The following is a 24,452-nucleotide window of genomic DNA, read 5'->3' on the forward strand; positions in this document are numbered from 1 at the left end:
AAGGGGAGGTGGTCACGTGGAGACCTGGAGTAGGGCGATTGCGCTATCGGTGGGCGGCGTCCTGGGAGTCAACGCCCGATATTGGCTGGGGTATTGGATAAGCAAATGGGGGAGTTCGCACTTCCCCTGGGCGACCTTCGCGATCAACGTCTCGGGGTCGTTCGCCATTGGCTTTTTCACTGTGGCTCTGGCCCGCTGGCTGCCGCATCCCAACGTCCGTCTCTTTGTGATTACCGGCTTTCTGGGCGGATATACGACATTTTCAACTTTCGCATATGAGTCGGTGACGCTCTGGGAGCGCGGCGAGTTAGTCTTGGCTCTCGCCAACATGACCGGCAGCGTGGTGGCAGGATTCGCGGCGGTTTTCCTGGGGATCGGCTTTGCTCATGGTGTGCTCCCCTCGACTCTGGTGCATTCCCCTCGAACTGTTCGTCAAACCGGTGTCTCTGGCGTTGAACCCGCCACACCTTTCTTGGTCGTGGCGAGTGAAACGACTCCCCTCGAAGCCGAGTCGGTTCCTTCGACGACGGGCGATTTTCAAGGGGTGAACCCATTGCCTGACGCGAGGAACGGGAGGCTGCCATGATCCCGCAGGAGGCAAGCCTGCTCCGTATTTACCTGAATGCCAATGAATATTGGCATGGCAAGCCCCTCTACCAAGTGGTCATCAAGACGGCGCGGGCTCGACATCTGGCGGGAGCGTCCGTCTTCCTCGTCGAAATGAGCTACGGAGCCCACCATCAGGTGCACGACGTTGCGAGCGAGTATGCCTCCTTCGAGCTTCCGGTCGTGATCGAGGTCGTCGATGCTCCCGAACGCGTGGAGGAGTTCCTGCGGCTGGAGTTGGAATCCACGGTGAGCGAAGGTCTCATCACGGTCGCCCCGGTTCGGGTCCTTCGCTATCCAGGGACGCAGAAAGACGGGGCTCACAGTCCTTCCGAGTCGGTCGGCGACATGCCGAGCTTGCGCGATCAGAACCCATCTACGAGGGGCACGACGACCATGCGAATCGAGGGCGAGGCGCAGAGGGTCACGGTCTACATCGGCAACTCCGATACCTGGCACGGCCGCAACCTGGCCCTCACGATTGTCGAGCGGTGTCGGGAGATGGGAATGGCCGGGGCAACGGCGTCGCGAGGCGTCATGGGCTTCGGAGGCCACTCGATCATCCACCGGGCACACCTCTTTGGCCTATCTGAGGATGTGCCCGAGCGGGTTGAGGTCGTGGATCGTCCGGAGAAAATCGCCGAACTTCTGCCGGTCCTTGATGAAATGGTCGGTGGTGGTTTGATCGTGCTGGAGGAGGTCAGAGTCATTCGTTATCTGCACGATCCGAAAACGAAAAAATGATGTGAGTGAATTTTTCGTTTTATTGGATATGGATTTTGTTTGATTTTTGTCGTGTCGGCGACAACGACGGGATCCACGGATCGGCGGGCGATAGAGAAGAGGTTCGTGAAGCCGTGCGCGGCGATGTGGCCGACGATCGAGCGACACTGTTACGGGGTCAGGCGCTGGGATCGGGATTGGTTCCGAAGTCGCGGCGGGAATGGCTCGGTCGGGGCCGGGGCTCATTGGTCCGGGAGCGGTGGGGGCCTCGGAGGGCCGTGTGCGGTTCCGCGAGCGAGCGTTTTTTCGGTCGGGACCGGCGAGGGGGGGCCGGGCGTGGCTTCATGACGAGATAGGTGGGCCGCTGCTTCGCTTCCAGGAAGATCATGCGGATGTATTCACCGATGATTCCCAGGCTGATGAGCTGGATTGAGCCCATGAAGAGGACGACGACGATGGTGCTCGCCCAGCCTCGCGGGGCGGAGCGGGTGCTGAAGGCGTCGATCAGAGCCCAGACCATCAGGGCGGCGGCGGAGGTGGCGGAGGCGATGCCGAGGTAGGTCACCATCCGGAGCGGGCGGCTGCTGAAGCTGACCAGGCCGTCGACCGCCAGCGCGACCAGGCGGCGGAGCGGGTATTTGGAGGTTCCGGCCTCGCGCGCGGGGCGGTCGTAGGAGAGGCCGACCTGGCGGAAGCCGACGAAGCTTCGCAGGCCGCGAACGAACCGGAGCCGCTCGGGGAGGGCTTTCAGGGCCTCGACAACTTGCCGGTCCATCAGGCAGAAGTCGCCGCTGTCGAGCGGGATGTCGAGGTCGCTCATGGCGCGCATGAGGCGATAGAAGGCGAAGTAGCCGAGCCGCTTGAGCACCCCTTCCTGGCGGCGGTGGCGGACGGCGTAGACCACGTCGTTGCCCTCGCGCCAGAGGGCGACCAATTCGGGGAGGAGCTCCGGCGGATCTTGCAGGTCGCCGTCCATGATCGCGACGGCCAGGCCCCGCGCATGGTCCAGGCCGGCGGTGACGGCGGCCTGATGGCCGAAGTTCCGGCTCAGGTGGAGCGCGACGAGGGCTGGGTCCGACTCCTGCAACCGAGCGATCATCCCCGGAGTCGCGTCCCGGCTGCCGTCGTTGACGAGCACGATCTCATAGGTCATCCCCAGCGACCGCAGCGCCAGGCTCAGGCGGCGGTAGAGCTCGACGAGCGTTTCCTGCTCGTTGTGCAAGGGGACGACGACGCTGATTTCCGGCGACCCGTCCTGGGTCGTGGCAGAGTCGGACATGACGATCGGCCAGAGGCCATCCATCTTTTGGATTGAAAAGGGAACCATTCGGCGATCGGGTGGCGCGGCACTCTACCACGACTCGCGACGTTGTCGAAGGCGGATCTCACGGAATCGGGGCGGTCGCAAACGACCTATTTAACCCTGCTTATCGCATAGGGCGGCGACGATTCGAGCCGCTGCGTGGCCGTCGCCGTAAGGGTTGATCGACCGTGCCATGGCCGTGTAGGCGGCCGGGTCGGTCAGGAGGCGGCTGGCCTCCGCGACGATCTTGGCCCGGTCGGTTCCTACGAGCCGGACCGTGCCGGCGTCGATTCCCTCGGGGCGCTCCGTCGTCTCGCGGAGCACGAGGACGGGTTTGCCCAGGCCGGGCGCTTCCTCTTGCAGGCCGCCGGAGTCGGTGATCACGAAATGGCTCAGGCGGATCAGGCGGACGAACGCGAGATAGTCGAGCGGCGGCAGGAGCGTGATGCCGGAGACGCCATTGAGGAGTCGGTAGACCGGCTCTTGAACGTTCGGGTTGGGGTGGACCGGGTAGACGACCTGGACGTTGGGGTGGCTCGCGACGATCGTCCGGAGCGCTTCGCAGACTTGCTCGAGCCCCCGACCGAAGCTCTCGCGACGGTGGGCCGTGACCAGGATGATCCGTTTCTCTTTTGCTGGCAGGTCTTGGCCTTCGCCTGCGCACAAGATTCCCGAGGGTTCAGGATCGACCGAGGCGACCCATTGGATGGCGTCGATGACCGTATTGCCGGTGACCCGGACGGTGTCGGGGGGCACCCCTTCGCGGAGCAGGTTCTCGGCGGCCCGGGAGGTCGGCGCGAAGTGCAGGTCGGCCACCACCGAGGCGACCCGGCGGTTGATCTCCTCGGGGAACGGGTGGTGCTTCTCGTAGGTCCGCAGGCCGGCCTCGACATGCCCGACCTTGACCTGGCGATAGGCCGCGGCCAGCGCCGAGGCCAGGACCGTCGTGGTGTCGCCTTGAACCAGAACCCAGTCCGGTCGCTCGACCTGGAGGATTCGGTCCATCCCTTCGATGACCGAGGCGGTGAGCCGGGCGAGCGTCTGCCCGGGGGTCATGAGGTCGAGGTCGTGGTCGGGGGCGATTCGGAACAGGTTGAGCACCTGGTCGAGCATCTGCCGGTGCTGCCCCGTGACGCAGACCGAGGATTGAAACGTCTCCCGCCGCTCGCCCAAGGCACGGATGACCGGGCCCATCTTGATCGCCTCGGGTCGCGTGCCGATTACCGAGAGGACCTTGATCATCGCGTCAATTCCTTTTGCGGCAACAATCCGAGAGAGAGGCGAGCAGGGGGGCTCATGCCTCATCCCCTAAAGGGGACGCCCGGCAAGGCCTCACGATCATGACTTTGTAACGGGTCTCCCTCAAGGCCGATTCCGGGCCTGGGCGCGAAGCGAGGTGGTACGTTTGCCCCCTGTGATGCGATAGGGTAGAACAGATTTCGTCGACTCGTCCAAGGGATGATGAGAGGGAGGGTCCGATGCCGGTGAAAATCCAGGTTGTGTTCTATAGCCTTTACACCCACGTCTATCAACTCGCCGAGGCGATTGCCGAAGGGGCGAGGGAAGTCCCCGGCGCGGAGGTGTTGTTGGCTCAGGTCGCCGAGACGCTGCCCACCGAGGTGCTCGAGAAGATGGGGGCCGTCGAGACCAAGAAGTCGTTCGCCCACGTGCCGATTGCCGACCCGCACGCCTTGTCCGATGCGGACGGGATCATCCTCGGATCCCCCACGCGCTACGGTGCCGCGACCGCCCAGATGCAGGCGTTCCTGGACGCGACCGGCGGCCACTGGGTCAAGGGGGCACTTATCGGCAAGGTGGGGAGCGCCTTCACCTCCACCGCAAGCCAACACGGCGGCCAGGAGACGACCATCGTCCACATGCATACCTTTTTCTACCACCAGGGAATGGTGGTCGCCGGTGTCCCCTATGCGGCGAAGGAACTCTCGAACCTGGATGAGATCACGGGCGGGTCTCCCTATGGGGCCTCGACCATCGCCGGCCCGCGCGGGGAACGCACCCCGACGGCCAACGAACTGGCCATCGCCCGCTTCCAGGGGCGGCACGTGGCCCAGATCGCGGCGAAGCTCGCTGCGCGATGATCCAGCGATGATTTGAGGAGAGTTGATTCCGAGGGGGATGTGCCGGATGATGATCCAGCCGGCACGTTGTTCCCGCGTTGACAGGCTTGCCTTGACGCAGATCGAAGACCCGTGACATAGCCTGTGAATCAGAATGCGATGTTACGGAGAAAACGCAGGGCGCGACCGCTGACCGTACGCCTTCACCACGTTCGTGGCGGGGGGAGGTGTGCGGGGTGGCCAGGTTCATGGTGCCACGAACGAATTCGGTGGCTATGTGAAAGATAATAGATTGATCACCCCCCCCGACGACCTTGCGGCCACGATCCTCGATCACCTGGGGCGCGACCCTCACCGGGAATACTGGGACGGATTCCAGCAGATCCCGCGCAAGCTCTCCGAGGGGACTCCGATCAAGACGTTCGGTTGAGCTTCGCAGCTTCTGGCCTTTTTCTTATCCTGCCGGGATGAAACCCGAGACACTTTCCCGAACCGCGCTGAATCGGGCTTTGCTGGCCCGGCAGATGATGCTCGCCCGCAAAGAGGTTTCTCCTCTTTGTCTTGTGGAACGCCTGGTCGGTCTGCAAGCCCAGCAGCCGCAACCTCCGTTCATCGGGCTCTGGACCCGGATCGCCGGCTTCGAGCGGGAGGCGCTTTGGCGTTTGCTCCATGACCGCACGGTTGTGCGCTCGACCTTGATGCGCGGCACCCTGCACTTGATGAGCGCGGCGGACTACCTGATGATCCGCGGCACGCTCCAGCCGATGCTGAGCGCGGGGATGCGTGGGGTGCTCCGCGACCGGGTCGACGGCCTGGATCTTGAAGGGTTGACGACTTCGGCCCGCCAGGTTTTCCAGGAACGGCCCAGGACCTTCACCGAGCTGCGGGCCGCTCTGCTGGAAACGGTCCCGGAGGCCGATGAACGCGCGATGGGATATGCGGTACGGACGCATCTCCCGCTGGTTGCGGTGCCCGACGACTCCGCGTGGGGATATCGCGCCGACCCCAACTTCGCCACGGCCGAGTCGTGGCTCGGCCAGGTTCCAGGTCCAGGCGTGCCGACGCAGGACCTTGTCCTCCGCTACCTCGCCGGTTTCGGCCCGGCGGCGGCGGTGGACGTTCAGGCCTGGTCCGGCCTCACCGGGGTTCGCGAGCATCTCGAAGCGCTTCGGCCTCGGCTCAAGACCTTTCGCGACGAGCGAAAGCGCGAGCTGTTTGACCTGCCCGACGCGCCCCGGCCGTCGGAAGAGATCCCTGCGCCGGTGCGCTTTCTCCCCGGCTTCGACAACATCCTCCTCGCGCACGCCGACCGGACACGAATCATCGCCGACGAGCACCGGCCGCGAGTCATCACCAAGAACCTCCTCGTCCTGCCGACGTTCCTGGTCGCCGGCTTTGTCGCCGGCATCTGGAAGTCGGCCCGAGCCAAGAAAGCGGCGAGTCTAACTCTCTCGCCGTTTGCTTCGTTGCCGAAGGCCGTGAAGGCTCAACTCGCTGAGGAAGGCGAGAAACTCGTCCGGTTCATCGAACCCGACGCCAGCACCTGGTCCGTCACGTTCGAGGCGGCCTGAAGGCGAAGGGCAAGGGGATATGCCAATCCGATCGGGCGAGCGAGTCAGGCCTCTGTGGCCTGATCGCTCGCGCGCTCGGGGATGAAATCAGACGTTGGCGAATGGGTTCTGGAACTCGATCAACTGGGCGGCACGGACCAACTCGGCGATGCCGCGGTCCAGGTCGACCGTCGTCTCGAACCCCTTGGCCCGGATCTTCTCGTAGGAGACTTCATAGTTCCGCTGGTCGGCGTCGCTGCCGAACTCGGCGAAGTGCAAGTAGAAGTCGACATGTTCGAGAATCTTCCGCGCCACGTCTTCCTTGGTGAAGTTCATGGTCTCGTGGCCGACGTTGTAGACGTCGTCCTTGACCGTGTCCCACTTCTCCAAGGCGAAGATCATCGAGCGGGCCATGTCGCGGACGTGGACGAAGGTCCGCTTGAAACCCCCTTGGTAGACGATCAGGCTCTTGTTCTTCACCGCCTGGTAGGTGAAGTCGTTGGGCATGAGGTCGAGCCGCATCCGGTTGCTGACGCCGAAGGCGGTCGCGTAGCGGTAGGCGATGCCGTTGCCGGCGTCGAGCACCATCTGCTCGGCGGTCGCTTTGGTTTCGCCGTAGAGGGTGATCGGAGCGCGGGGGGTCTTCTCGTTGCAGATATAGTCGGGGACGGCCCCGTAGATGCTGCCGGTCGAGGCGAAGATGACCTTCTGGTCGGGCTTGCGGAGGCTGAGCAGGTTGCGAGTCCCATCGACGTTGGTCGCCTGGGCCAGGTGCGGCTCCTTCTTGCAGGCCGGGTAGCCGACGATGGCGGCGAGGTGAACGACGGCATCCATGCCCTCGAGCGCGGACTTGAGTCCGCCGAGGTCGCTGACGTCCCCTTTGACCAGCTCGAAGAAACGGTTCTGGCAGCAAGGGAGGAGACCCTGGCCGCCGAACTTGAGTGAGTCGTAGACCCGGACGCGGTGCCCCTGTTGCAGGAGCATGGGAACGAGGGTTGAACCGACATAGCCGGCGCCGCCGGTGACGAGAATCTTCATGGTGTGTCCATCCGTGGTGGCCCCTGACGCGCCTGGAGTCGTCAGGGTCGCGGTGCGAGTTCGGGAAGTCGCGGCGGCAAAGTGAGGCGGGTTAAGAACGCCAGGCCCTCATCCTTGCGGCCGATCCTTTTTTGGGTGGGTTGCACTGCGCGGCGGCGACCGGATGGTTCCTCTTCCGGCGTCGGCGGAATTTGCTTTTGGGTATCGGCAAAAAAAATCGAGACGAACGGGATGACTGACCGATCAACTCGGTCCATCCGTCGGAGAGCCACTATCGGCAAAGGGGGGCCGAGCTGTCAACGGCATCTTTTGCGTGCTCTCGGACAAACATGCCGAAGAAAAGGCCTTGGTCATCCGGCCAGGGTTCGTTTCAGCCCTTCCTCGAAATTGACTTCGGGGCGATAGCCCAGCGCGGCCTGGATTCGCTCGAGGTTGGCCAGCGAATGGCGGACGTCTCCTTCGCGCGGGGGCTTGAACTCCGGCTCGATCCGAGTGCCGAGGATTGCGTTGATCGCCGCGACCAGGTCGAGCAGGCTGACGCTTCGGCCGATGCCGACGTTGAGGATCGCCCCGGCGAGCGGCCGTTCCGAGCGCATGGCGGCCAGGTTCGCGGCCACGACGTTGCTCACATAGGTGTAGTCGCGGGTCTGCCCGCCATCGCCGAAGATCGTGGGCCGCCGTCCCTCGGACATCGCCCGCGCGAACAGCGAGATCACACCGCTGTACGGGCTGGTTGGGTCCTGTCGCGGACCGAAGATGTTGAAGTAGCGTAGACTGACGCCGTCGAGCCCCATCGTCTTGGCGTAGACGGAGACGTAATGCTCACCGGCGAGCTTGCCGGCGGCGTAGGGGCTGAGCGGCTCGGGATAAATCGCTTCGTGCTTGGGCGACTCCACCGTCTCACCGTAGGCGGCGCTGGAGGCGGCGAACATGAAGCGCTTGACCCCCGCCTGTCGTGCGGCCTCGAGCATGTTCAGCGTGGCGGTCGGCCCGCTCTCGTGGGAGGAGAGGGGCTCGCGAACCGATCGCGGGACGCTGGGAATCGCGGCCTCGTGGAACACGAACTCGGCCCCCTCGACGGCCCGGCGGCAGACCTCGAAATCGGCGACGTTCCCCTCCAGCCAGTCGTACCGGCCCTCGAGGTGGGCAAGATTGCTCCGATGTCCGGTCGAGAGGTTGTCGACGATCCGCACCCGGAACCCTTCGCCGATGAGCGCCTCGGCCAGGTGGGAGCCGATGAATCCGGCACCCCCCGTGACCACGACCAGGCCGGTATTCTTCATGTGAGAAAATCCTTGAGTGATGTCGTGACTGGCCCGGCGGGCCCGGTCGATCCGGTTCTGCTCCTGGGGCAAGGGGTCGCTCGGGCGCGTGCTCCCGTCGACCGCTTGATTATCGATTCTCACGCCTTGCTTTCCCAGGTCGATCGCTCGACATGAGGCCGCTTTGCATCGCGTCGTGAGAAACGGCAACACAAACAAAAGAGAGACGGATGGCAAGGCGGTTCAGCGTTCGGTCTTGGCGACCGCGTCGGCCGCGCGATTGTGGGCGTCCCACAGTGCGGAGTCTCTGGGCGAGTAGTAACGCCCGATCATGGCCTGATCGTAGGCGTCGCGGGCTCGTCCCCAGGCGAGCAGCCAGTTGATCAGCTCCGTCCTCCAGGCGGGGTTTGTGGGGTCGAGGGCGAGCGCTTGCTCCATCCGGGCCTGGGCCTGTTCGCGATCGTTCATGAGGAACCAGACGTTCGCCTCGGCCTGGAACCGGTCGGCCGGTTTCAGGAGCGGATCGCTCGCCAGTTTCTTGAGGGCCGCGCGGAGGAGGAGTTCCCGGGATGGTCGCTCCTCGGAGGTCGTATAGGCACGGCCGGCGAGCCGGAGCGCGACTTGGCCTGAGGGAATGATCCGGTCGACGATCTCCTGGGCCGAGAAGAGTTCCTTGGCCATCTCGGCGATCGCGTCGGCGCTTTCGGGGGCGAGGGTCAGAATCCGTTTCCAGCAGCGCGCCAGCAGGTCGAGGTCGCCGACCTGAATGGCCACGCTCTGGATGAGCTCGAGCACTTGCAGGTTGGGGCCGGAAAGCCGCAAGGCACGATTCGCGTAGACGCTGGGCGGTTCGCCCCCCTGGAGCAGGTAGTGCAAGACCGCGAGCCGGACGTGCGGGTCGGGCAAGAGGGGGCTGCACCGCCTCGCTTCCAGGAAGCAACGGGTCGCCGGGACGAGATAGAGCCGGATATGGTCGATGTCCAGGAGGTCGGCGATCGGGATCGGCTTGCCCCCCGGCGGGGAGTGGACCGTGCTGAGCAGCCAGAGCGGGCTGGCCTGATTGGCCACCTTTTCCTTGTCCTTCTCGAACTCGCGGAGCGACTCCTCCACGCTCGTGGTGTAGAGCCGAAGGAAGATCAGGCCGAGCTTCCAGTGGCCGTCAGCCCAATCCGGGCGGATCTTGGTGACGCGCTCGAGGACGTCCTGTTTCCGCTCAAGCTCGTCCATATCTGCGCCGTCTTCGCCTGTGGCCGGCTTGGCGACTCCTTGGAGGTAAAATCCGGCGTCGGCCATTGCCGTTTCGATCTGCATCAGGTGAAAGCCCTCGACCAGGGCGGTCGTGCTCAGCGCGAGCATGACGACGGCGCCGAGCGCCGAGCCGGCCCGGCGCCAGTAGGGCGATGGCCGGTCCTCTTGCGGGGTGTTCCGGGTCTCCAGCCCGAGCTTCGCAAGGTAAGCGCCCAGGATCACCGCGACGACGGAGACGGCCGGCACATGGAGCGCGAAGTCGCCCAGGCTCTGGATGAGCAGGCTCGAGATTCCAAAGAGGGCCCCGCAGATCAAGGCGGATTCGACTCGGACCGTCGTCCCTTTCAAGGCACGCCAGCCGAGGGCGACGGCCCCGGCCCCGGCGGCCAGAACCAGGCCGAGCCCGATGACGCCCCCCTCCAGCAGCCATTCGATGTACTCGTTCTCGGCGTGCTCAAAGATCACGTTGGCATGCACCGAGTAGAACCGAGTCGTTAGCGCGGCGAAGCTTCCCAGGCCCGTCCCGAAGAGGGCATAGCTCGGGATCAGTCGGCCGGCCGTCTGCCAGATGACGAAACGATCGGCATAGGCCTTCGACTCGAGGAGCGACCCGATCCGCTCCTGATAGCCGGTCGAGGACCCCAGGGCCACCAGTAAGACGACGACCAGCAACCCGATCACGCCCAGGCTTAGTACCAGCTTCTTCGCCTGGGGACGAAGCAGGATGACCACCAGTCCCATCGAGAGGAGCATCGCCACGAACCCGGTCCGCGCCAGCGAGACCACGATCCCGACGATGATCAACCCGGTCGCATACGCGGCCCAGATCTGATCGCCCCGCTGCCGGTAACCGTTATGGGCGCCGCGCCGGGGGGCCATCAGAAAGGTCAGGGCGAAGCCGAGACCAAGATTGAGGTAGGCCGCCAGGTGGTTGTGATTGACGAAGGGGCCGCTGCTGCTCGAGGGTGTTTCCCGAACCCAGTAGATCCGGCCGTTCCAGGAGAGTAACTGGATCAGCGAGAACAACGACAAAAAGGCCGCATTGGCCGCCAACGCGATTCCGAACCGGCGCAGCGAGGCCGTCCCGAGGCCGAGACCCATCACGGCCTGGAACAGGACCCACCCAGCCGCCAGCCGCATCGCGGCGCGCCCCGACGCGTCGGGTTCCAGGCTGATCGTGGACGCCGGAAGTGCGACCGTCGGCCCCTCGTCCCCACTGACGCGCTCCGCCGCCGGCGGGAGCAGGCCGGCCCGCAACGCGACGGTCGCCGGCGAGATCCGCTTGAGCAGACCAGGGGACAACGGCGTGGCCTGCAAGGCGGCGAGCAGGACCAGCCCCCCGATTGCCACGCTGGGCAGGCAAAAGAGGGCGTGAACGCGATCCGTGCCGGCCCGGATCACGAGCGCCAGGATCGCCAGGAGGAAGATTCCCAGGAAGAGGACGAACTCCGCCCAGGCCTCCACCGCGCCAAAGGCCCAGGGGGCCAGACAGGCCATGGCGATCAGGATCGCCTCGGAAGCGTATTGGCATCGTCGAATCAGCATCGACTCAGGGTCCCTTGCGGCCAAGCGATGGGAAAACAAAAACCGATGTCAGCGAACGAGGACGCACGCCCTGTCCTCGAGTGCCCTCATGATAGAAATCTTGGCGAAGAATTACCAATGTTGGAAAAAGCGATGGTGAGATTCCCTTTTGTTCTGTTACCAGTGGTGTGCAGTGTGAGGATGTTGCCCACCGCTTTGCCGGTTGGGTTGACCTTGAGTTGGGGCCGGGACCCAATGTTGGGGCACGGTTGTCACGAATCGGCCTCAGCCCCGTTCCAAACTGAGGAAGGAGCGGTTGAACTCGCCCAACTTCTTGGGCGTAATAGCAATATAAGTGGGATCTCGAGGAATCCTTCGGTTTCGCTTTATCGGCTGCAAAGGAGGGCTACCATTTACGCGAACAATGAGCCAACGGCTGCGAATTCCTTGGGCGCTCGCCTTCGCATGGTTCGCATTGAGATTTTTGGCGATGACGGTAGCGTCGCCCTCAGCGATCAGCTTGGGGTTGCGCCGAAGACCTGGCAGAATTATGAAGAGATCGGTGAAGCGATGCCTGCCCAGACCCTCTTGCACTTCATCGAGCTGACGGGGGTTGACCCCCTCTGGCTCATGCGAGGCGAAGGGAGGAAATATCGGCAAGGATGGCGAAGTCGCGAGCCGGGAGCGAACCTGTCGGCCGTCTCGCAGGCCGTCGAATCGTCGTTGCGATCCGCGCCTTGATGGTCACCAATGGTGCTGGCTCCGGCTCCACGAACAGGCGTTCTCCGTCCGCTGGAGCCGTTTGTTGAGTCTTAGAGAGAAGAATTTATATTTTTGGATGAATGGGATTTCGCTTGTGACGATTGGTGGGACGTGGATTAAATCGCCTGTATGTTTGCGTACTGTGATCGCAGAGTTATGGCTTTCATGAAAACGGCAGGTAGATGCCTTGCGAACGCTTCCAAGGCGAGTCGGCGGCTCACTCCTGAGTTGGGGGGGCCGAAGATTCGTGTAATGGGGCTTCGTTGCAAGCCGTATTTCCCTTCCCCTCCGCATTTCTGCTCCCCGATTTGACCTGGTGGCGTGAGAATCCACGACCGGGCCGACGGCGGATGGACCTTGGCGAGCGGATTCCATACGATAGGGCCGAGATTGTGGGAGGACGCGGGAAGGTGGGCTGAATGTCCACCCGAACCCCGATCCGCTTGGGCGACGGCCAGAACCTGGGGCCTGCTCTGCGCAAGATCAGGTCGTTCCGCGGGGGCGTTTGCTCTGCCTTCTTTTTCTTATGATTTTGGGTTGATTTGTCGCAAAGTTGAGAACATTTTGCCATGCTGATTTTCGACGCCCATCTCGACCTGAGCATGAACGCTTTGGAATGGAACCGCGACCTCACGCGTCCGGTGGCCGAGATTCGGGCTCGCGAGGCCGGCAAGTCGGACAAGCCCGATCGCGGCAATGCGATGGTCTCGCTGCCCGAGATGCGTCGGGGGCGGGTTGGGTTGTGCGTCGCGACTCAGATCGCGCGGCATGTCGCCCCCGGCAATCCGCTCCCCGGTTGGCATAGCCCTGAGATCGCCTGGGCGCAGACGCAGGGGCAATTGTCCTGGTATCGCGCGATGGAGGAGGCCGGCGAGATGACGGCGATCGTCGATCGCAAGGGCCTCGATCGGCATGTCGAGCTCTGGACGAACGACCCGCCGGCCGACGCTCCGATCGGCTACATTCTCAGCCTGGAAGGAGCCGACTCGATCCGGACTCTCGGCCATCTGGAGCAAGCTTATGCCCAGGGCCTGCGGGCCCTTGGGCCGGCTCACTACGGGCCGGGCCGCTACGCCCAGGGGACCCACGCCACCGGCGGCCTGACCCCGGCCGGGCGCGACTTGCTGGCGGAGATGCGTCGGCTGAACATCATCCTCGACGCCACCCACCTCTGTGACGATAGCTTCTGGGAAGCGCTCGACCTCTACGACGGCCCCGTCTGGGCGAGCCATCAGAACTGCCGCGCTCTGGTCCCCGACGACCGCCAGTTCAGCGACGCGCAGATCAAGGAGCTGATCGCCCGGGGGGCCATCTTCGGCGCGGCGCTCGATGCCTGGATGATCGTTCCCGGTTGGAAGATCGGCAAGACCCTCCCCCAGGAGGCGGGCGCGACGCTTGAACGCGAGATCGACCATATCGACCACATCTGCCAGCTCGCGGGCAACGCCCGCCACGTCGGGATCGGCACCGACCTCGACGGCGGCTTCGGCCGCGAACAGGCCCCCGCCGACATGGACACCATCGCCGACCTGACCAACCTCCCCGCCATGCTCGCTCGTCGCGGCTATTCGGCCGACGACATTGCCGGCGTCATGCACGGCAACTTCCTGCGGTTCCTCCGACACACTTGGGGTGAATAGGCTTTTGTTTGCTGGAAATATTCGTACGTGCCTCTTACCGCGAGAGAGGGGCGTTTCCACGTCCCTCTCTCCAGAGCGCGGCCCCATTTTCGTTGAAGCATTTCTGGGGAGTTTGCGCCCCTGGAAATTGACGGTTGTCCCTTTGGAGCGATCAAGAAACCTGCCGATATGGAATGGCCTTGTCGGGTCCGGGCGGCCGATGAGCCGATCGAACCGAATCTGGGCGGGCTATTCTTCTCATTGGCTTGTGCCCGTCTTTTCCTCAAGGAGTCGCTCCAATTTCTGCTCGATGTCGCGCAAACGCCGCTCATGATCGGGTGGGGGTGGGGTGACGTCTGGTTCGACCGGTGAGTCTGTCGGCCGGGAGCGAAGAACGGACTGGGATGAGTTGATCGGCTTGCGCTGGCTCGATGATCGACCGAAGTCAGGCTCCTCATTCTTGCCCACGGCGCGTCGTAGTTCGCTGCTCCGGCGTGCCAAGCCGTCCAGATGTTCGAGTTTCAACCGCAAGGCTTCTTGCTGGCTGAGGATCTGGTCGTTCAACCGGTCGGTTGTCGCGCGAGCGCCCTGGTGGTCACCATTTCTCAACTGGCTCTCGGCACTCTGGATTAACGAACTCAACTCGACCTCGCTGAGGACCGGAGCGGACGACGGCTGATTCGTCTCCGGAGTTGGCTTCCTGGCCCCCTTCGTCGGAAGCTCGTCATCGATATACAGATATGCAAGATTGTTGCGTGCCAGCAAGTGATAGATCGATTCGGAGGTTGCGTAGTAACCGCGATTGCCTCTCGGCTCAGCGTAATTGCTGACGCCGGCAACGAACCCATCTAAGGTGGACAAACTGCCACCGTTGCGGCCCTGCTTTGGCGCAAATCTGCATTCAGTCGCAGTGTATGGAGAATCGTTGAATAGTTTGATTTTTGAGTTGATGATATCGGTCGTCCAGCAGGTTGGGGTGTTACCATCCGAGCAGCCGGCGGTTATCATCCTCATCCCCTTTTGAGGCTCCCATGAGGGAGGAATGATCGGGGAAACGGCCAGCGTCCGATTGGGACGAATCCGGAGCAGGGCGACATCCCTGCCGAGGTCGTAGTCCACGACCACGGCGGTGACAGTCTGGACTTGGCTTGGTTTGTGGGACTCGCCGTTGAAGAGGTCGACTGTGATTTTGTGCGGGGCGCGTTCTGGGGGATCATTGGGGTTGTTGTTTAATTTGAAAATATGTGCGCATGTAAGAATCAATGATGCCTCGGGCACGCTTTGAATCACCGTCCCGGAACCGAACCCGATACTGCCGCTCCCCTGAACCTTGATGCGGACAACCGTCTCCCACGGCCTTGGGTTTGTCTTGACATCCAAGGTGGGTTCGTTGTTGGCTCCGCCGCCGTCGTCGTCGTTCGCCGGTTGAGGAGCGGGAGCCGCGAGATCCGCGTCTGGTGTCGCGTTTTTTGAGGCAGGAGGGGCTGCATTGGCATGTGGATTGATAAGAAACGGCTTTGAGACCAGAAGGCCACCGGCTGTCAGCAGGAGGACCGTTGTCGCGATTTTGAACTGGGTCAGGAACATCGTTCGTAAGACTCCTTTCGTCAGGACCACGACGGACGTCGAGACCGCCCCGGCGACCGCTCCCTTGCCCACGGCGGTTTGCAGCCCCCCTTGGACGGCGAGCTGGATCAGGCTGTTCGGCACTGCGGCCGAGGCTGAGGTCCATGCGTTTTCCCCGATCAGGAAACCGGCCGGAACGACCACGCCTCGTCGCGTCAGCCGAATCCGGAGGCGGTCTCGTGCCCGGGCGAGCCGGCCTCGGACCGTCCCCTCGCTGATTCCCAACTGATTCGCTGCCGCTGTGTAGCTCAGTCCTTGCAAATAGCAGAGGACGACGGGGGAGCGGTACGACTCGGGCAGGCGATCGACCTCCTCATGGAGCAGGGCATCGGTCTCGGATTGGTCCGGATCGACACCAGGCTCCCAGGCGGTCGTCGATGCGCTGGTACGCTCGCGTTGGTCGCGTCTCGCGTTCTGAGACTTCGCCTTCTTTGCGACCCGCAAGGCGACTCCGTGGAGCCAATGGCTCAAGGTTTCACCCACATGAAGGTGATAAGCCTTGTGGGCGAGGACGAGGAACGTCGCCTGGAACGCATCCTCGGCCGCGTGTTTGTCCTGGAGCACGCCCTGACAGACGCGGAGGACCATCGATCCATGCCGCGTGACCAGCGCCGCGAAGGCGGGCTCGTCGCGCTGGGAGACGAACCGGCCCAGCAGCTCGGCGTCCGTCAAGCCGCCGACTCTCCCTGTACTGAACAGTTGGTGAACCTGACGGAACAGCTCGGCCTGTCCGTTTGCCATGGGGCTTCTCTCTCCTTTGACTTCATCGAATCCCTCAGTAATGCCCGGTCGAGGCCCATGGCTCACATGACCTTTGGGGATTTTTATTTTTCTGAGGGGAAGCGAGCCGGGCTCTTCGGCCCGCAAGACCGAGGTTATTCCCGAGTCCCGCGTAAAATCAAGCCTCAGGCGAGCTGATCCCCCCCTGGGATCGCGGGCACCCCGCCCGCAATTTCATGTTAACTTGAGTTGTTCAATATAAAATGATTTGAGGGAGGGCGGGTCGCCCGCGTCCCTAAGGGGAATGCAAATTCAAGAGCGGGCAGGGATTCCGGCACGCATTCTTGGCGCATGCCGGCCTGGGACCGGGGGCGCCCCGCCCACAATTTCTTCCTTGACGCTTCCCGCTTGCCTTGTTGTTCTCAGCACTTACATCCGGCGGCGAGACTTTGGTAGATGCTTGGATTTTGGCTGGATTGATCGCAAAGGACTGGTCGTCCGTCGCCTGTTTTCGCGGGTGGGTGCGTCGGAGATCCTCGTCCGTCCGGCCAAAGGGGGATCCATGCGAATGGCCCGGTTGCTTGAAGCCGGTGCCCAGGGCCGCATGGATCCTCGTTGCGAATCGGCCGGAGAAGCTTCAGTGTGGTTGCCCTATTGGAAGGGGGTGAGCGACTCAGACCTTATCACCGATCGCTCTCAAGGTTTTGGTTTTGCCTGGCAGATCCAGTTGAGCGGCGCGAGGGGGAACCGGTGGATTTCTGGGGCGCCGGTTCGTCATTCCTCCGCAAACGCCCGGGAGGGGCTTGCGTCTTCGACCCGGAGGAGGAAAAAAGGCTTCCCCGTGGCGCTGCGGGACCGGACGACGTGGAGGATGGGAGCGCTCTGTTGGTGGTTGAACCAGGCCGGCTCAGACCAAAGCTGGGGGGGGCGGTCGCCGAAGAAGCAGGGTCTGAAGAGTTCAATATGTCACGGAGCGAGGAAGAATTTCCGGCCGACGGGGATTGGGAATTCTTCCCGATGTACTCACGATAGAGCTGGGCTCGTTTTGCGGGATCGCGTTCTTTCAAGTATTCCCGGTATGCGTCGTGGCGCGTTTCCCGTTCCTTTTCACTGAAGCGGCTCGTGCTATGCGTCGTCAGGAACCCTTTTTGGTTCTCGTGCTCGCTTTCGTCTTCGTCGTCGAAGAAGCCGTCGGTGAAATTCGAGGAGGACCTTGCCCCGGCGCGGCCTAGGCCGTCGGTCGGATTCTCGCCCAGGTTGTCCTCCTCCGATTCTCCCATAAACCGCCGAAAATGGGGTGCGAATCGAGATTTCGTACTCTTGGGGGTCCGACGATGGAACTCGCCCGGCTTCGGTGGGGCGGAAGGACGTGTCAGAGGGCCGTAGGATTCGTACAGGCCCCTCGGATCTTCCGGATCTTGGGCCTTGGACCAAGTCGACGTGACGAGGGTCGAGAGCATGGCGAAAATGAGCAGCCGGACACATTTTCTAAAGTCCAAGGCCATCGAGCACCTCCGTTTACGGCGCAATCCCACTTCGGCTTTCGTCCTGACGCCTCAAGAGTTGCTCGGTCCCACGCAATTCTCTTTCATCGAGTGGCAACGCACCGTGACTTCATCATTGCCGTCAAACGCCCGGGTTGCAATCTCGGCAACTCAATTGTACGGAGGCGGCCCTGAAAACAAGAGGACAAGCTTGGCGATGGCGACTCGCTCTCTCTTGCGTTCGACGACCATGGCAAGCCACGTCGCTCGATGATTCGTCCGTACGCATGCGATGAAGGTGGTCGAAGGTCAATCGTTGGTCCCCTTCTCGTCCTTCCGCCAGATTCCGAGCACCGACTTGCCGAGGTTGAAGCCGAGGACCGGATCGATCACGCGGGAGAGGCGCACGGCGAACTTGTCCCAGACCGCGATCTGGCGCGCGTTGGGCATGGCGCTCTGGAGGACGAGGCGGTTGCCGAGCGAGGCGAGCATGCCGACCGAGTCGAGATAGGAGAGCCTGACGAGCGAGAGTCCTTTGGGCGCGGTGGCGCGGAGGGTCGAGCGGGTGTAGCGGCGGAAATGGCCGATGGCTTTGTCGAAGGGGGTGTAGAGCCACTGGTGCGCCGGGGAGAGTACGACGACGTGTCCACCCGGACGCAACCGGGCCATGGCACGCGCCATCTCGGCGTGGTCATCCTCGATATGTTCGAGCACGTCCATGTACAGGAGAGTGTCGAACCCGGAATCCTCGGCAATCTGGTCGAGCGTTCCGACGACGACCTCGCAGGAGGCCGGCAGCTTCCCGCTCGCGATCGCCTGGGCGAGGCGGTCGGCCAGCGCGGGGTCGGGCTCCAGGCAGACCCAGCGCTCGGCGTTCTCGTGGATCAGAAAGCTAGTCGTCCCGCCGTGGCCGGCCCCGACCTCGAGCACCTTGCGGCCGAGGTAGGGGGTCACTTGCCGGCGCACGTACGACTTCCAGATCGTCGCTTCAGCGAACAGATCCAGTTCCGCACCCACGTACTTGAATTCATGCGTTGTCATTTGCGCCACCACTTGGAGTAAAGCCAGTCCCTGACGCAGTGGCACGGATGGCGGCCCGATCGTCCTGGGGGAAGGTCCTGACCCCGCCTACGAAGATTCCGTAGTCGCGGCTGGGGAGAAAAGTCAGGTTGTGCCGAGACCCCAGGATCACGAAGCTGAAGACGAACGCCATCATGATCGCGTGGGTCAGCAGGATCAACGACAGGCCCGCCGCCAGAGTCGCCCAGCCGGGGATCGCCCAATGAGTCGCGAACCGGACGACCACGACGGCAATGATTCCGGTCAGCGAGAGGAGGGCCAGGACGACGCTCAGAGCCAGGAGGCGGACGCCGACGATGTCGCCGTAGACCGAGATGGCGCTCAGGCCGTGCGTGACCAACCCGACGAAGTTCATCGACGACCGGCCGCGGAGCCGCTTCGCCCGCCGCGTGGGAATCGTGCAAAAGGGCTGGCGAGAGCGAAAGGTCGCTGCGGCGTAGTGATTCCAGAGCTCGGCGACCACGACCAGGCTATTCAAACGCCGTCTCGGGATCGCACTGAAGTTACCCACGCGCACGCGCTGGCCGATCAATGCGTAATGGATGAGTTTGTAGAGCCTATAGAATAGGCGAAAAATGAAGGTTTCGGAACGGCGCGTTCTTTCGGCGAAAACGATTTTCTGCCCTCGCTCGGAGTGCAGGCGTTCGAGCAGGCGCGGGACGTCGTTCGGGTCGTCTTCGCCGTCACCGTCCATGACCACGACGGCCTCATGGTTCAAGCGGTCCTGAGCGTAGGCCAGACCGATGGCGATCGCCCGCTGGTGGCCCAGGTTCCGGCGGAGGGTCAGGATCTCGAGCCGCCGCAGCGCGCGAAACGGCGCGCGGACCAATGCGGGGCTCGCGTCGACCACCGAGGCGTCGTCCACTACGAGGATGTCGGCAACCATCCCTTGGGAGGCCAAGGCGGCATCGAGCCGGGGAAGCACTTCGGCCAGCGCATCCCAGTCATTGAACGTGGGGATGAGCACCAGGACCGGAGCGTCATGGTCGGGGTCGGAAGCGAGACTTGAGCCATGTGTCGCTTGATCCACAGAACTTCTGCCTTCAGGTCAAGGAGGTCTCGAACAATCAGACCGGAGGGTCGGTTGCGTCAATCGTTCATCCCGGTCACTCGCTCACCGGGGGGCGAGTCAAACCGCCAATGGAAGGGGGGGCTTCGGCCGGCTCACGGAGATAGACCGTGAATGTTGGGTTGGCATAGGTCTTCTGGAAACCGGGGAGAGAGCCACCGAGGTGGGAGTACGACGATTCGTTGACCAGGATAATCAGATCCAGCTTCCGCTTGGTTGGAACATGACTCTCGAAGCGAGACGCCAGGCGTTCGACCTCGGGGGGCGGGACGATGGTGTTCTGGTTGTCGATCACGGTCGACTCGCGGATCGACTTGAGTTGAGCCGACGTGTAATCACGGTCGTTCCCGCCTTGATGGGCGCGTGACGCTTGCCAACGGCCGAGTCCCAGGAATCGGTTCGTGAAATAATATTCTTGGACCTTGTTGCTGAACAGCTTTTTGTCGAACCCGACCAGACGCGCCAGCTCAATCGCGCGGGTCTCGATCTCGTCGTCGGAGACCGTGCTCAGGAACGTGTCCGGTACGAAGACGTAACCGGCCTTCACGGTCATCCACCACAATCCGAGTTGTTGGTCGAAGGTGCCAAGGACCTTTGCCGCCGCGTACTTCGGGGTGTCCAGCTCACGGATCAATTTGGCGAGATTGCGCCGATACGACGGAATGAGTTCCCACCCGTGACCGGGCCAATCCCGAGGCTGCGTCTCCACGTGAGCTCGTTTTTCGGCCGGGACAAACGCTTGGTAGAGGATGGCCGTGGCGGCCACCACGCCGAGGACCGCTGGGGCGAGCCGGAACCTCGATAGCAGACTTTTGAAAGTAATGATGAGGCAGATACCATTCGAAAACGCGAAGATCGACTTCATGCGATCGTCGAAATGATACAGTTGGATCCCGCGACCGAGGAGGATCGCGGAGAGCGGCATGGCCACCACGCTGGCCGCACAGAGGGCGAGACACACGATGATGGTCCGACGTTCCGCTTCGGAGGTCTCGGAGCGACCGGCCTTCCACCACGCTGCGCCGGCCAGTGCGATGATGATCGCCAGTGAGCCTGGGGCCGGTGGGAGGAATGGAGGCGACAGTCGTTGAATCGGGAACATCCCCCAACGGGCCACGACCTGAGGATCGGATTGGGTCGACTGGATCAGGAACGGCGAGGCGCACACCAAAAACGCCGCTGCGAATTGCAGGCCGGCGAACCAGGGGACTCGACTCGGTCGAGCGACGAGCGCCGCGGACAGCAGGAACAAGGTCGCGAATCCGGCGATGATTCCGAGGTGTAAGTCCCCTTGAAATGCCAACGCGACGGCGCCACCGTGCAAAAGGTAGGCGAGGGACCGTCGTTCTTGCCCTTTCAAAGCCGCCCAGAATCGGCCGGCCGTCAGGATCAGGCCGAAGAACACGAGGCTCGTGTTGTAGGGCCGAGGATACCGGAATGCCCAGACGGGCGAGGATATCAAGCTGCCGAAGACTCGGTGTGCGCCCGGCCCGGTCAGGAAGAAGGCCAGCAAGGCGGTGGCCACGGTGGCGCCGGGAGGTCGCACGAACCCCTTCACCAATACCAACAAGATCACGAACCGGGCGGCGGCAACCAGGGCATCGGCGTAGCCGAACCCATAGTCGCCGAAAAGCCTCACCATCAAGGCGTGGGGCAACATGAAGAAGACAGGGAAGGAAACACTTTTTGTTCCGGCTGCCTCGTAGACGACGAACTCGCGGTACTTGAGCCGGGCCAGAGAGTAGATCAGCGGCAGATAATCGGTGTCGCCGTATCGATAGAGGAGGCTGATTGAGGAAGGCTCATTTGGGCGCCGCAACGCGGTGGCGATCCAGTAGGTGCCGCCACTCAATCCCGTGATCAACATTGCCGTAAGAACGAGGAGACAAGGGGTTTTGCGGCCAAAACCATGGGATCGCTCGTTGACAGAGTTGTTTCCCGCGCGTGTGGCTCCTTGCAAGCCGGGTTCGGTCCGATCGCCGTGGTTCACTAACAGGGCGCTCCCTCTGAATCCGATTCACATCCCAACGCTGTGAGGAATAGGAATGCCGTTTCCTCGTGAAAGAGCATTAGACGTTATTTCCTACGTCAATTCGATGTCGTTCACGACAGCGTCTGGAAAATTGTCGCTGGCGGACTGCCCGACTCCTGAATCCTCACGATTCGCGGCCGGTCCCGATGATCGCCTCGCCGGTCAGCCACCGCGTTTGACTCGCTTTGCGGCCACTAACGGTTCCGGCGGTCAACTCGCCCGCTGAGGGGGGGGCGTGGTACCGACCGGTTTCTGCTGAAACGGGACGGCTGTGCCGAAGGTTCGGAATCGTTGACCTCTTCGTCGCGAGATTCCGCTTTTTCCTTCAAAGAGGGGCCTGGTCTTCGGCCGAATACCTTCAGACATGGCGTCTCATTCGCTTGCTTCGCTTGGGTTTCCTTCGTAAGATCAAAATAGGTACGATTGGCCCAACCGGACGGATCGAACTACAGGAGGATCGGGACTATGGGTCGTCCATCATTTGGTCTAGCACTCGGATTTGGACTATTCCTGTTATTGCCGGCAAGCCCGGCCCACGCTCAGCTTCCGACGGATCCGTTTCAGGCCTACTTTGGTTTCTATCTCCCCCACCAAGCAGCCATTGCGCAGCAGTCGACCCCCTTGGATACGATCAATGCCGCCCAGGCGGCCCAGCAATTTGCGGCTGCGGCCGATCGGACGGGCCTCTATGATCCGAGCAACCCGTTCGGCGATGAGAATGCCGATCCGCTTCGCCCTTACGCCCGGTCGGGCCGTGAGCGTCTGATTCGGCCTCACATCTATCCGACCAGCACGGCGAACGCAAGGCAGCGCGGTAGCGCACCGCCGGTTTATTACAACCGGGCGGCCCGCTACTATCCGACCTTGCGAGCCAGCACCGGCCCCAACCATAATCTGGCGGTCCACCGCATTGGTCGTGGCGGCGGAATGAGCATGCCTAGTATGCCCAGCATGCCCGGTCCTCGCTGAAATTCCAAAAGAGGCTTGGGCATTGGTCGGTGTTTAGGCGAGACCAGCCGACTTGAAGAGGTCGCGGTGGTCTCGTACCCATTGCAGCAACCGGTCGATTCCCTCGGCGGTTGAGATTTGGGGGGACCAGTCGAGTAGCCGCTTCGCCTTGCGGATGTCGGCGACGAAGACGCGCTGATCGCCGGGCCGCCAGTCGGCGAAACCGGGGTGGAGCGGGCGACCCACCGCTCGCTCGATCGCCGCGACCAGTTCGAGAAGGCTGAGTGTGTTGGTGGGGCCGCCGCCCACGTTGAACACTTCCCCTTGGGCGGTCTCGATGCGCTCCCAGGCGCGTTGGTAGAGGGCGATCAAGTCGTCCACCCAGAGGGCGTCGCGGATCTGCCGGCCGTCGCCGAAGATGGTGAACGGCTTGCCCAGGGTCGCCGCGATCGAGAACCAGGCGATCCATCCCTGGTCTTCGATGCCGAACTGGCGCGTACCGTAGATGCACGACTGGCGGAACACGACGGTTTTCAGGCCGTAGATCCGTGCGTAGTCCCGGACGTACTGGTCGCCGGCCCCCTTGGAGCAGCCGTAAGGGCTGTGGAAGTCGAGCCGTTCGTCCTCGTCGACGCCGAGGGGGCGATCGGCGTAGGCGTAGCGGCCGTCGCGCTGGATGACCTCGACGTGTTCGAGGTTGCCGTACACCTTGTTGGTGGAACTGTAAAAGACGGCGGGCCGTCCCTGGGCGGCGGTCCGCACGGCCTCGAGGACGTTGAACGTGCCCAGAGCGTTGGCCTCGAAGTCCGCGCGGGGGTCGGCCACGCTGGTGGTGACGGCCACTTGGGCGGCCAGGTGGAGGACGACGTCGGCATCGGCGTGCTGCGCGAGGACATCGTTCATCGCCGAGGCGTCGCGGAGATCGGCCTGGATGAGTTGGTCGACCCCTTGCGTTCGGAGCCAGGCCAGGTTCGCGTCGGTTCCCCGCCGCGATAGATTGTCGACGAGGATCACGTGATGCCCCGCCGCGCGCAACCGCGCTGCAGCGTGGCAGCCGATGAATCCGGCCCCTCCGGTGATCACCCACTTGCCTTGGTCGATCGGGGTCTTCGTCGACATGGAGTCATCCCTTGGGCGAGACGTGGACGGTCGACTTTGGCCGGTTACGGCCTCGCTCGCCCTCCTCCGTCTCCATCTGGATTGGCAGGGCGGTGGAATCCTCCACCGCCGGCGTCGGAATTCGCTCTCAATCTACCATAACGTCGCGATCCTCGGACCGGCCAGTTCGGTCGGCTCCCGTCCGCGCCGAGGTTGCGGGACGGACCGTCGGCGACTTCCCCATTTTTGAGTCGACCACGGCCTGAGATTCGCAAGTGACCGACACGGCCAAATGTGCTGGAAGTCGGCGATTCGTGGTGAGTGGTCCATCCTTAAGTTTTGAGAAAGATTCCGACCGCCCGGGCGCGGCCCGGTCCAGCTTTCGGAGAGGGGATCAGTGTGCGCCTGATAGTAACCCATTTCGCAGGAAAATCGACCACCTTGGGGATCAACTGGGATGACTTGGATGCTGGCAACGATTGGTGGAACTGGAATGTTTTGGCGGATTTCGTGCAAAAAGTTCTTGATTGAGTTTGATTTGGCGGTTTTACTCTTTGTTAACGCCTTTCTTCGGTTCTTGGTGATGTCGGTCAGTTGTCCTGTCGAATATTAAACAAGGAGGATCCTGTGACTGTCTGGTACTTTACGAACTTCAGGCTGTATTTTTGGTGGCTCCTTGACA

Annotated in this window: 18 protein-coding genes and 1 pseudogene; 9 read left to right on the top strand and 10 right to left on the bottom strand. The window is 62.8% G+C overall.

Annotation, left to right across the window (positions count from 1 at the left end):
• Positions 1–16: 16 nt before the first annotated feature.
• Both crcB and SINAC_RS19050 read left to right on the top strand, forming a co-directional pair.
• A complete protein-coding gene (gene crcB / locus SINAC_RS19045; protein ID WP_015247239.1) occupies positions 17–586 on the top strand; it encodes a fluoride efflux transporter CrcB in 570 nt (189 codons plus the stop codon).
• Positions 583–1,350 carry a DUF190 domain-containing protein gene (locus tag SINAC_RS19050; RefSeq protein WP_015247240.1) on the top strand — a complete coding sequence of 256 codons (768 nt, stop codon included), beginning with the start codon at positions 583–585 and terminating at the stop codon, positions 1,348–1,350. The genes crcB and SINAC_RS19050 overlap by 4 nt, the downstream gene beginning before the upstream one ends.
• Positions 1,351–1,507: 157 nt before the next feature.
• On the opposite strand, the gene SINAC_RS19055 is transcribed toward SINAC_RS19050, so the two are convergent.
• Entirely contained in the window at positions 1,508–2,608 is a 1,101-nt protein-coding gene (locus SINAC_RS19055; protein WP_237722868.1) for a glycosyltransferase family 2 protein, read from the bottom strand.
• Between the two features lie 138 nt (positions 2,609–2,746).
• On the bottom strand, positions 2,747–3,874 hold the full coding sequence (gene wecB / locus SINAC_RS19060) for a non-hydrolyzing UDP-N-acetylglucosamine 2-epimerase (protein WP_015247242.1): 1,128 nt from the start codon (positions 3,872–3,874) through the stop codon (positions 2,747–2,749).
• 236 nt (positions 3,875–4,110) lie between these two features.
• On the opposite strand from wecB, the gene wrbA reads away from it, so the two are divergent.
• The 3 genes and pseudogenes from wrbA (at position 4,111) to SINAC_RS19075 (ending at position 6,281) form a co-directional block, all read left to right on the top strand.
• Positions 4,111–4,731, top strand: coding sequence for an NAD(P)H:quinone oxidoreductase (gene wrbA / locus SINAC_RS19065; RefSeq protein ID WP_015247243.1), 621 nt, complete (start codon positions 4,111–4,113; stop codon positions 4,729–4,731).
• Between the two features lie 184 nt (positions 4,732–4,915).
• Positions 4,916–5,140, top strand: a pseudogene (locus SINAC_RS19070) (DUF1501 domain-containing protein); the annotation flags it as partial.
• A gap of 37 nt (positions 5,141–5,177) precedes the next feature.
• Positions 5,178–6,281, top strand: a complete 1,104-nt coding sequence (locus tag SINAC_RS19075) for a winged helix DNA-binding domain-containing protein (RefSeq protein WP_015247244.1) — start codon at positions 5,178–5,180, stop codon at positions 6,279–6,281.
• A gap of 87 nt (positions 6,282–6,368) precedes the next feature.
• Here the strand turns inward: SINAC_RS19075 and SINAC_RS19080 are convergent, their stop codons facing one another.
• The 3 genes from SINAC_RS19080 to SINAC_RS19090 form a co-directional block, all read right to left on the bottom strand.
• The gene (locus SINAC_RS19080) at positions 6,369–7,298 is read right to left on the bottom strand and encodes an NAD-dependent epimerase/dehydratase family protein (protein WP_015247245.1); all 930 of its coding nucleotides are present in this window, start codon (positions 7,296–7,298) and stop codon (positions 6,369–6,371) included.
• A 350-nt stretch (positions 7,299–7,648) separates the two neighbouring features.
• Positions 7,649–8,704 carry an SDR family oxidoreductase gene (locus SINAC_RS19085; RefSeq protein ID WP_015247246.1) on the bottom strand — a complete coding sequence of 352 codons (1,056 nt, stop codon included), beginning with the start codon at positions 8,702–8,704 and terminating at the stop codon, positions 7,649–7,651.
• Between the two features lie 99 nt (positions 8,705–8,803).
• On the bottom strand, positions 8,804–11,353 hold the full coding sequence (locus tag SINAC_RS19090) for an O-antigen ligase family protein (RefSeq protein WP_015247247.1): 2,550 nt from the start codon (positions 11,351–11,353) through the stop codon (positions 8,804–8,806).
• Between the two features lie 444 nt (positions 11,354–11,797).
• Here SINAC_RS19090 and SINAC_RS19095 point away from each other — a divergent pair, with 444 nt between their 5' ends.
• Entirely contained in the window at positions 11,798–12,073 is a 276-nt protein-coding gene (locus SINAC_RS19095) for a hypothetical protein (protein WP_026012161.1), read from the top strand.
• A gap of 590 nt (positions 12,074–12,663) precedes the next feature.
• A complete protein-coding gene (locus SINAC_RS19100) occupies positions 12,664–13,734 on the top strand; it encodes a dipeptidase (protein ID WP_015247249.1) in 1,071 nt (356 codons plus the stop codon).
• A gap of 237 nt (positions 13,735–13,971) precedes the next feature.
• On the opposite strand, the gene SINAC_RS19105 is transcribed toward SINAC_RS19100, so the two are convergent.
• Positions 13,972–16,080 carry a sigma-70 family RNA polymerase sigma factor gene (locus SINAC_RS19105; protein ID WP_015247250.1) on the bottom strand — a complete coding sequence of 703 codons (2,109 nt, stop codon included), beginning with the start codon at positions 16,078–16,080 and terminating at the stop codon, positions 13,972–13,974.
• Positions 16,081–16,809: 729 nt separating this feature from the next.
• Here SINAC_RS19105 and SINAC_RS19110 point away from each other — a divergent pair.
• Entirely contained in the window at positions 16,810–17,091 is a 282-nt protein-coding gene (locus SINAC_RS19110) for a hypothetical protein (protein WP_020467340.1), read from the top strand.
• 761 nt (positions 17,092–17,852) lie between these two features.
• On the opposite strand, the gene SINAC_RS19120 is transcribed toward SINAC_RS19110, so the two are convergent.
• The 3 genes from SINAC_RS19120 to SINAC_RS19130 all read right to left on the bottom strand — a co-directional run bounded on the left by SINAC_RS19120 (position 17,853) and on the right by SINAC_RS19130 (position 21,559).
• Positions 17,853–18,584 (bottom strand): class I SAM-dependent methyltransferase, encoded by a 732-nt coding sequence (locus tag SINAC_RS19120; RefSeq protein WP_015247252.1) that lies wholly within the window; start codon positions 18,582–18,584, stop codon positions 17,853–17,855.
• Positions 18,571–19,653, bottom strand: a complete 1,083-nt coding sequence (locus SINAC_RS19125; protein WP_015247253.1) for a glycosyltransferase — start codon at positions 19,651–19,653, stop codon at positions 18,571–18,573. The genes SINAC_RS19120 and SINAC_RS19125 overlap by 14 nt, the downstream gene beginning before the upstream one ends.
• A gap of 76 nt (positions 19,654–19,729) precedes the next feature.
• Positions 19,730–21,559: a hypothetical protein gene (locus SINAC_RS19130; protein WP_244884890.1), complete on the bottom strand. Its 1,830-nt coding sequence runs from the start codon at positions 21,557–21,559 to the stop codon at positions 19,730–19,732.
• Positions 21,560–22,189: 630 nt separating this feature from the next.
• Here SINAC_RS19130 and SINAC_RS19135 point away from each other — a divergent pair.
• Positions 22,190–22,693 (top strand): hypothetical protein, encoded by a 504-nt coding sequence (locus tag SINAC_RS19135; protein ID WP_015247255.1) that lies wholly within the window; start codon positions 22,190–22,192, stop codon positions 22,691–22,693.
• Positions 22,694–22,726: 33 nt separating this feature from the next.
• Here SINAC_RS19135 and SINAC_RS19140 read toward each other — a convergent pair whose 3' ends face one another.
• Entirely contained in the window at positions 22,727–23,791 is a 1,065-nt protein-coding gene (locus SINAC_RS19140) for an NAD-dependent epimerase/dehydratase family protein (protein WP_015247256.1), read from the bottom strand.
• Between the last annotated feature and the right edge of the window lie 661 nt (positions 23,792–24,452).

This window comes from Singulisphaera acidiphila DSM 18658 (genome assembly GCF_000242455.2).
GTDB classification, from domain to species: Bacteria; Planctomycetota; Planctomycetia; order Isosphaerales; family Isosphaeraceae; genus Singulisphaera; species Singulisphaera acidiphila.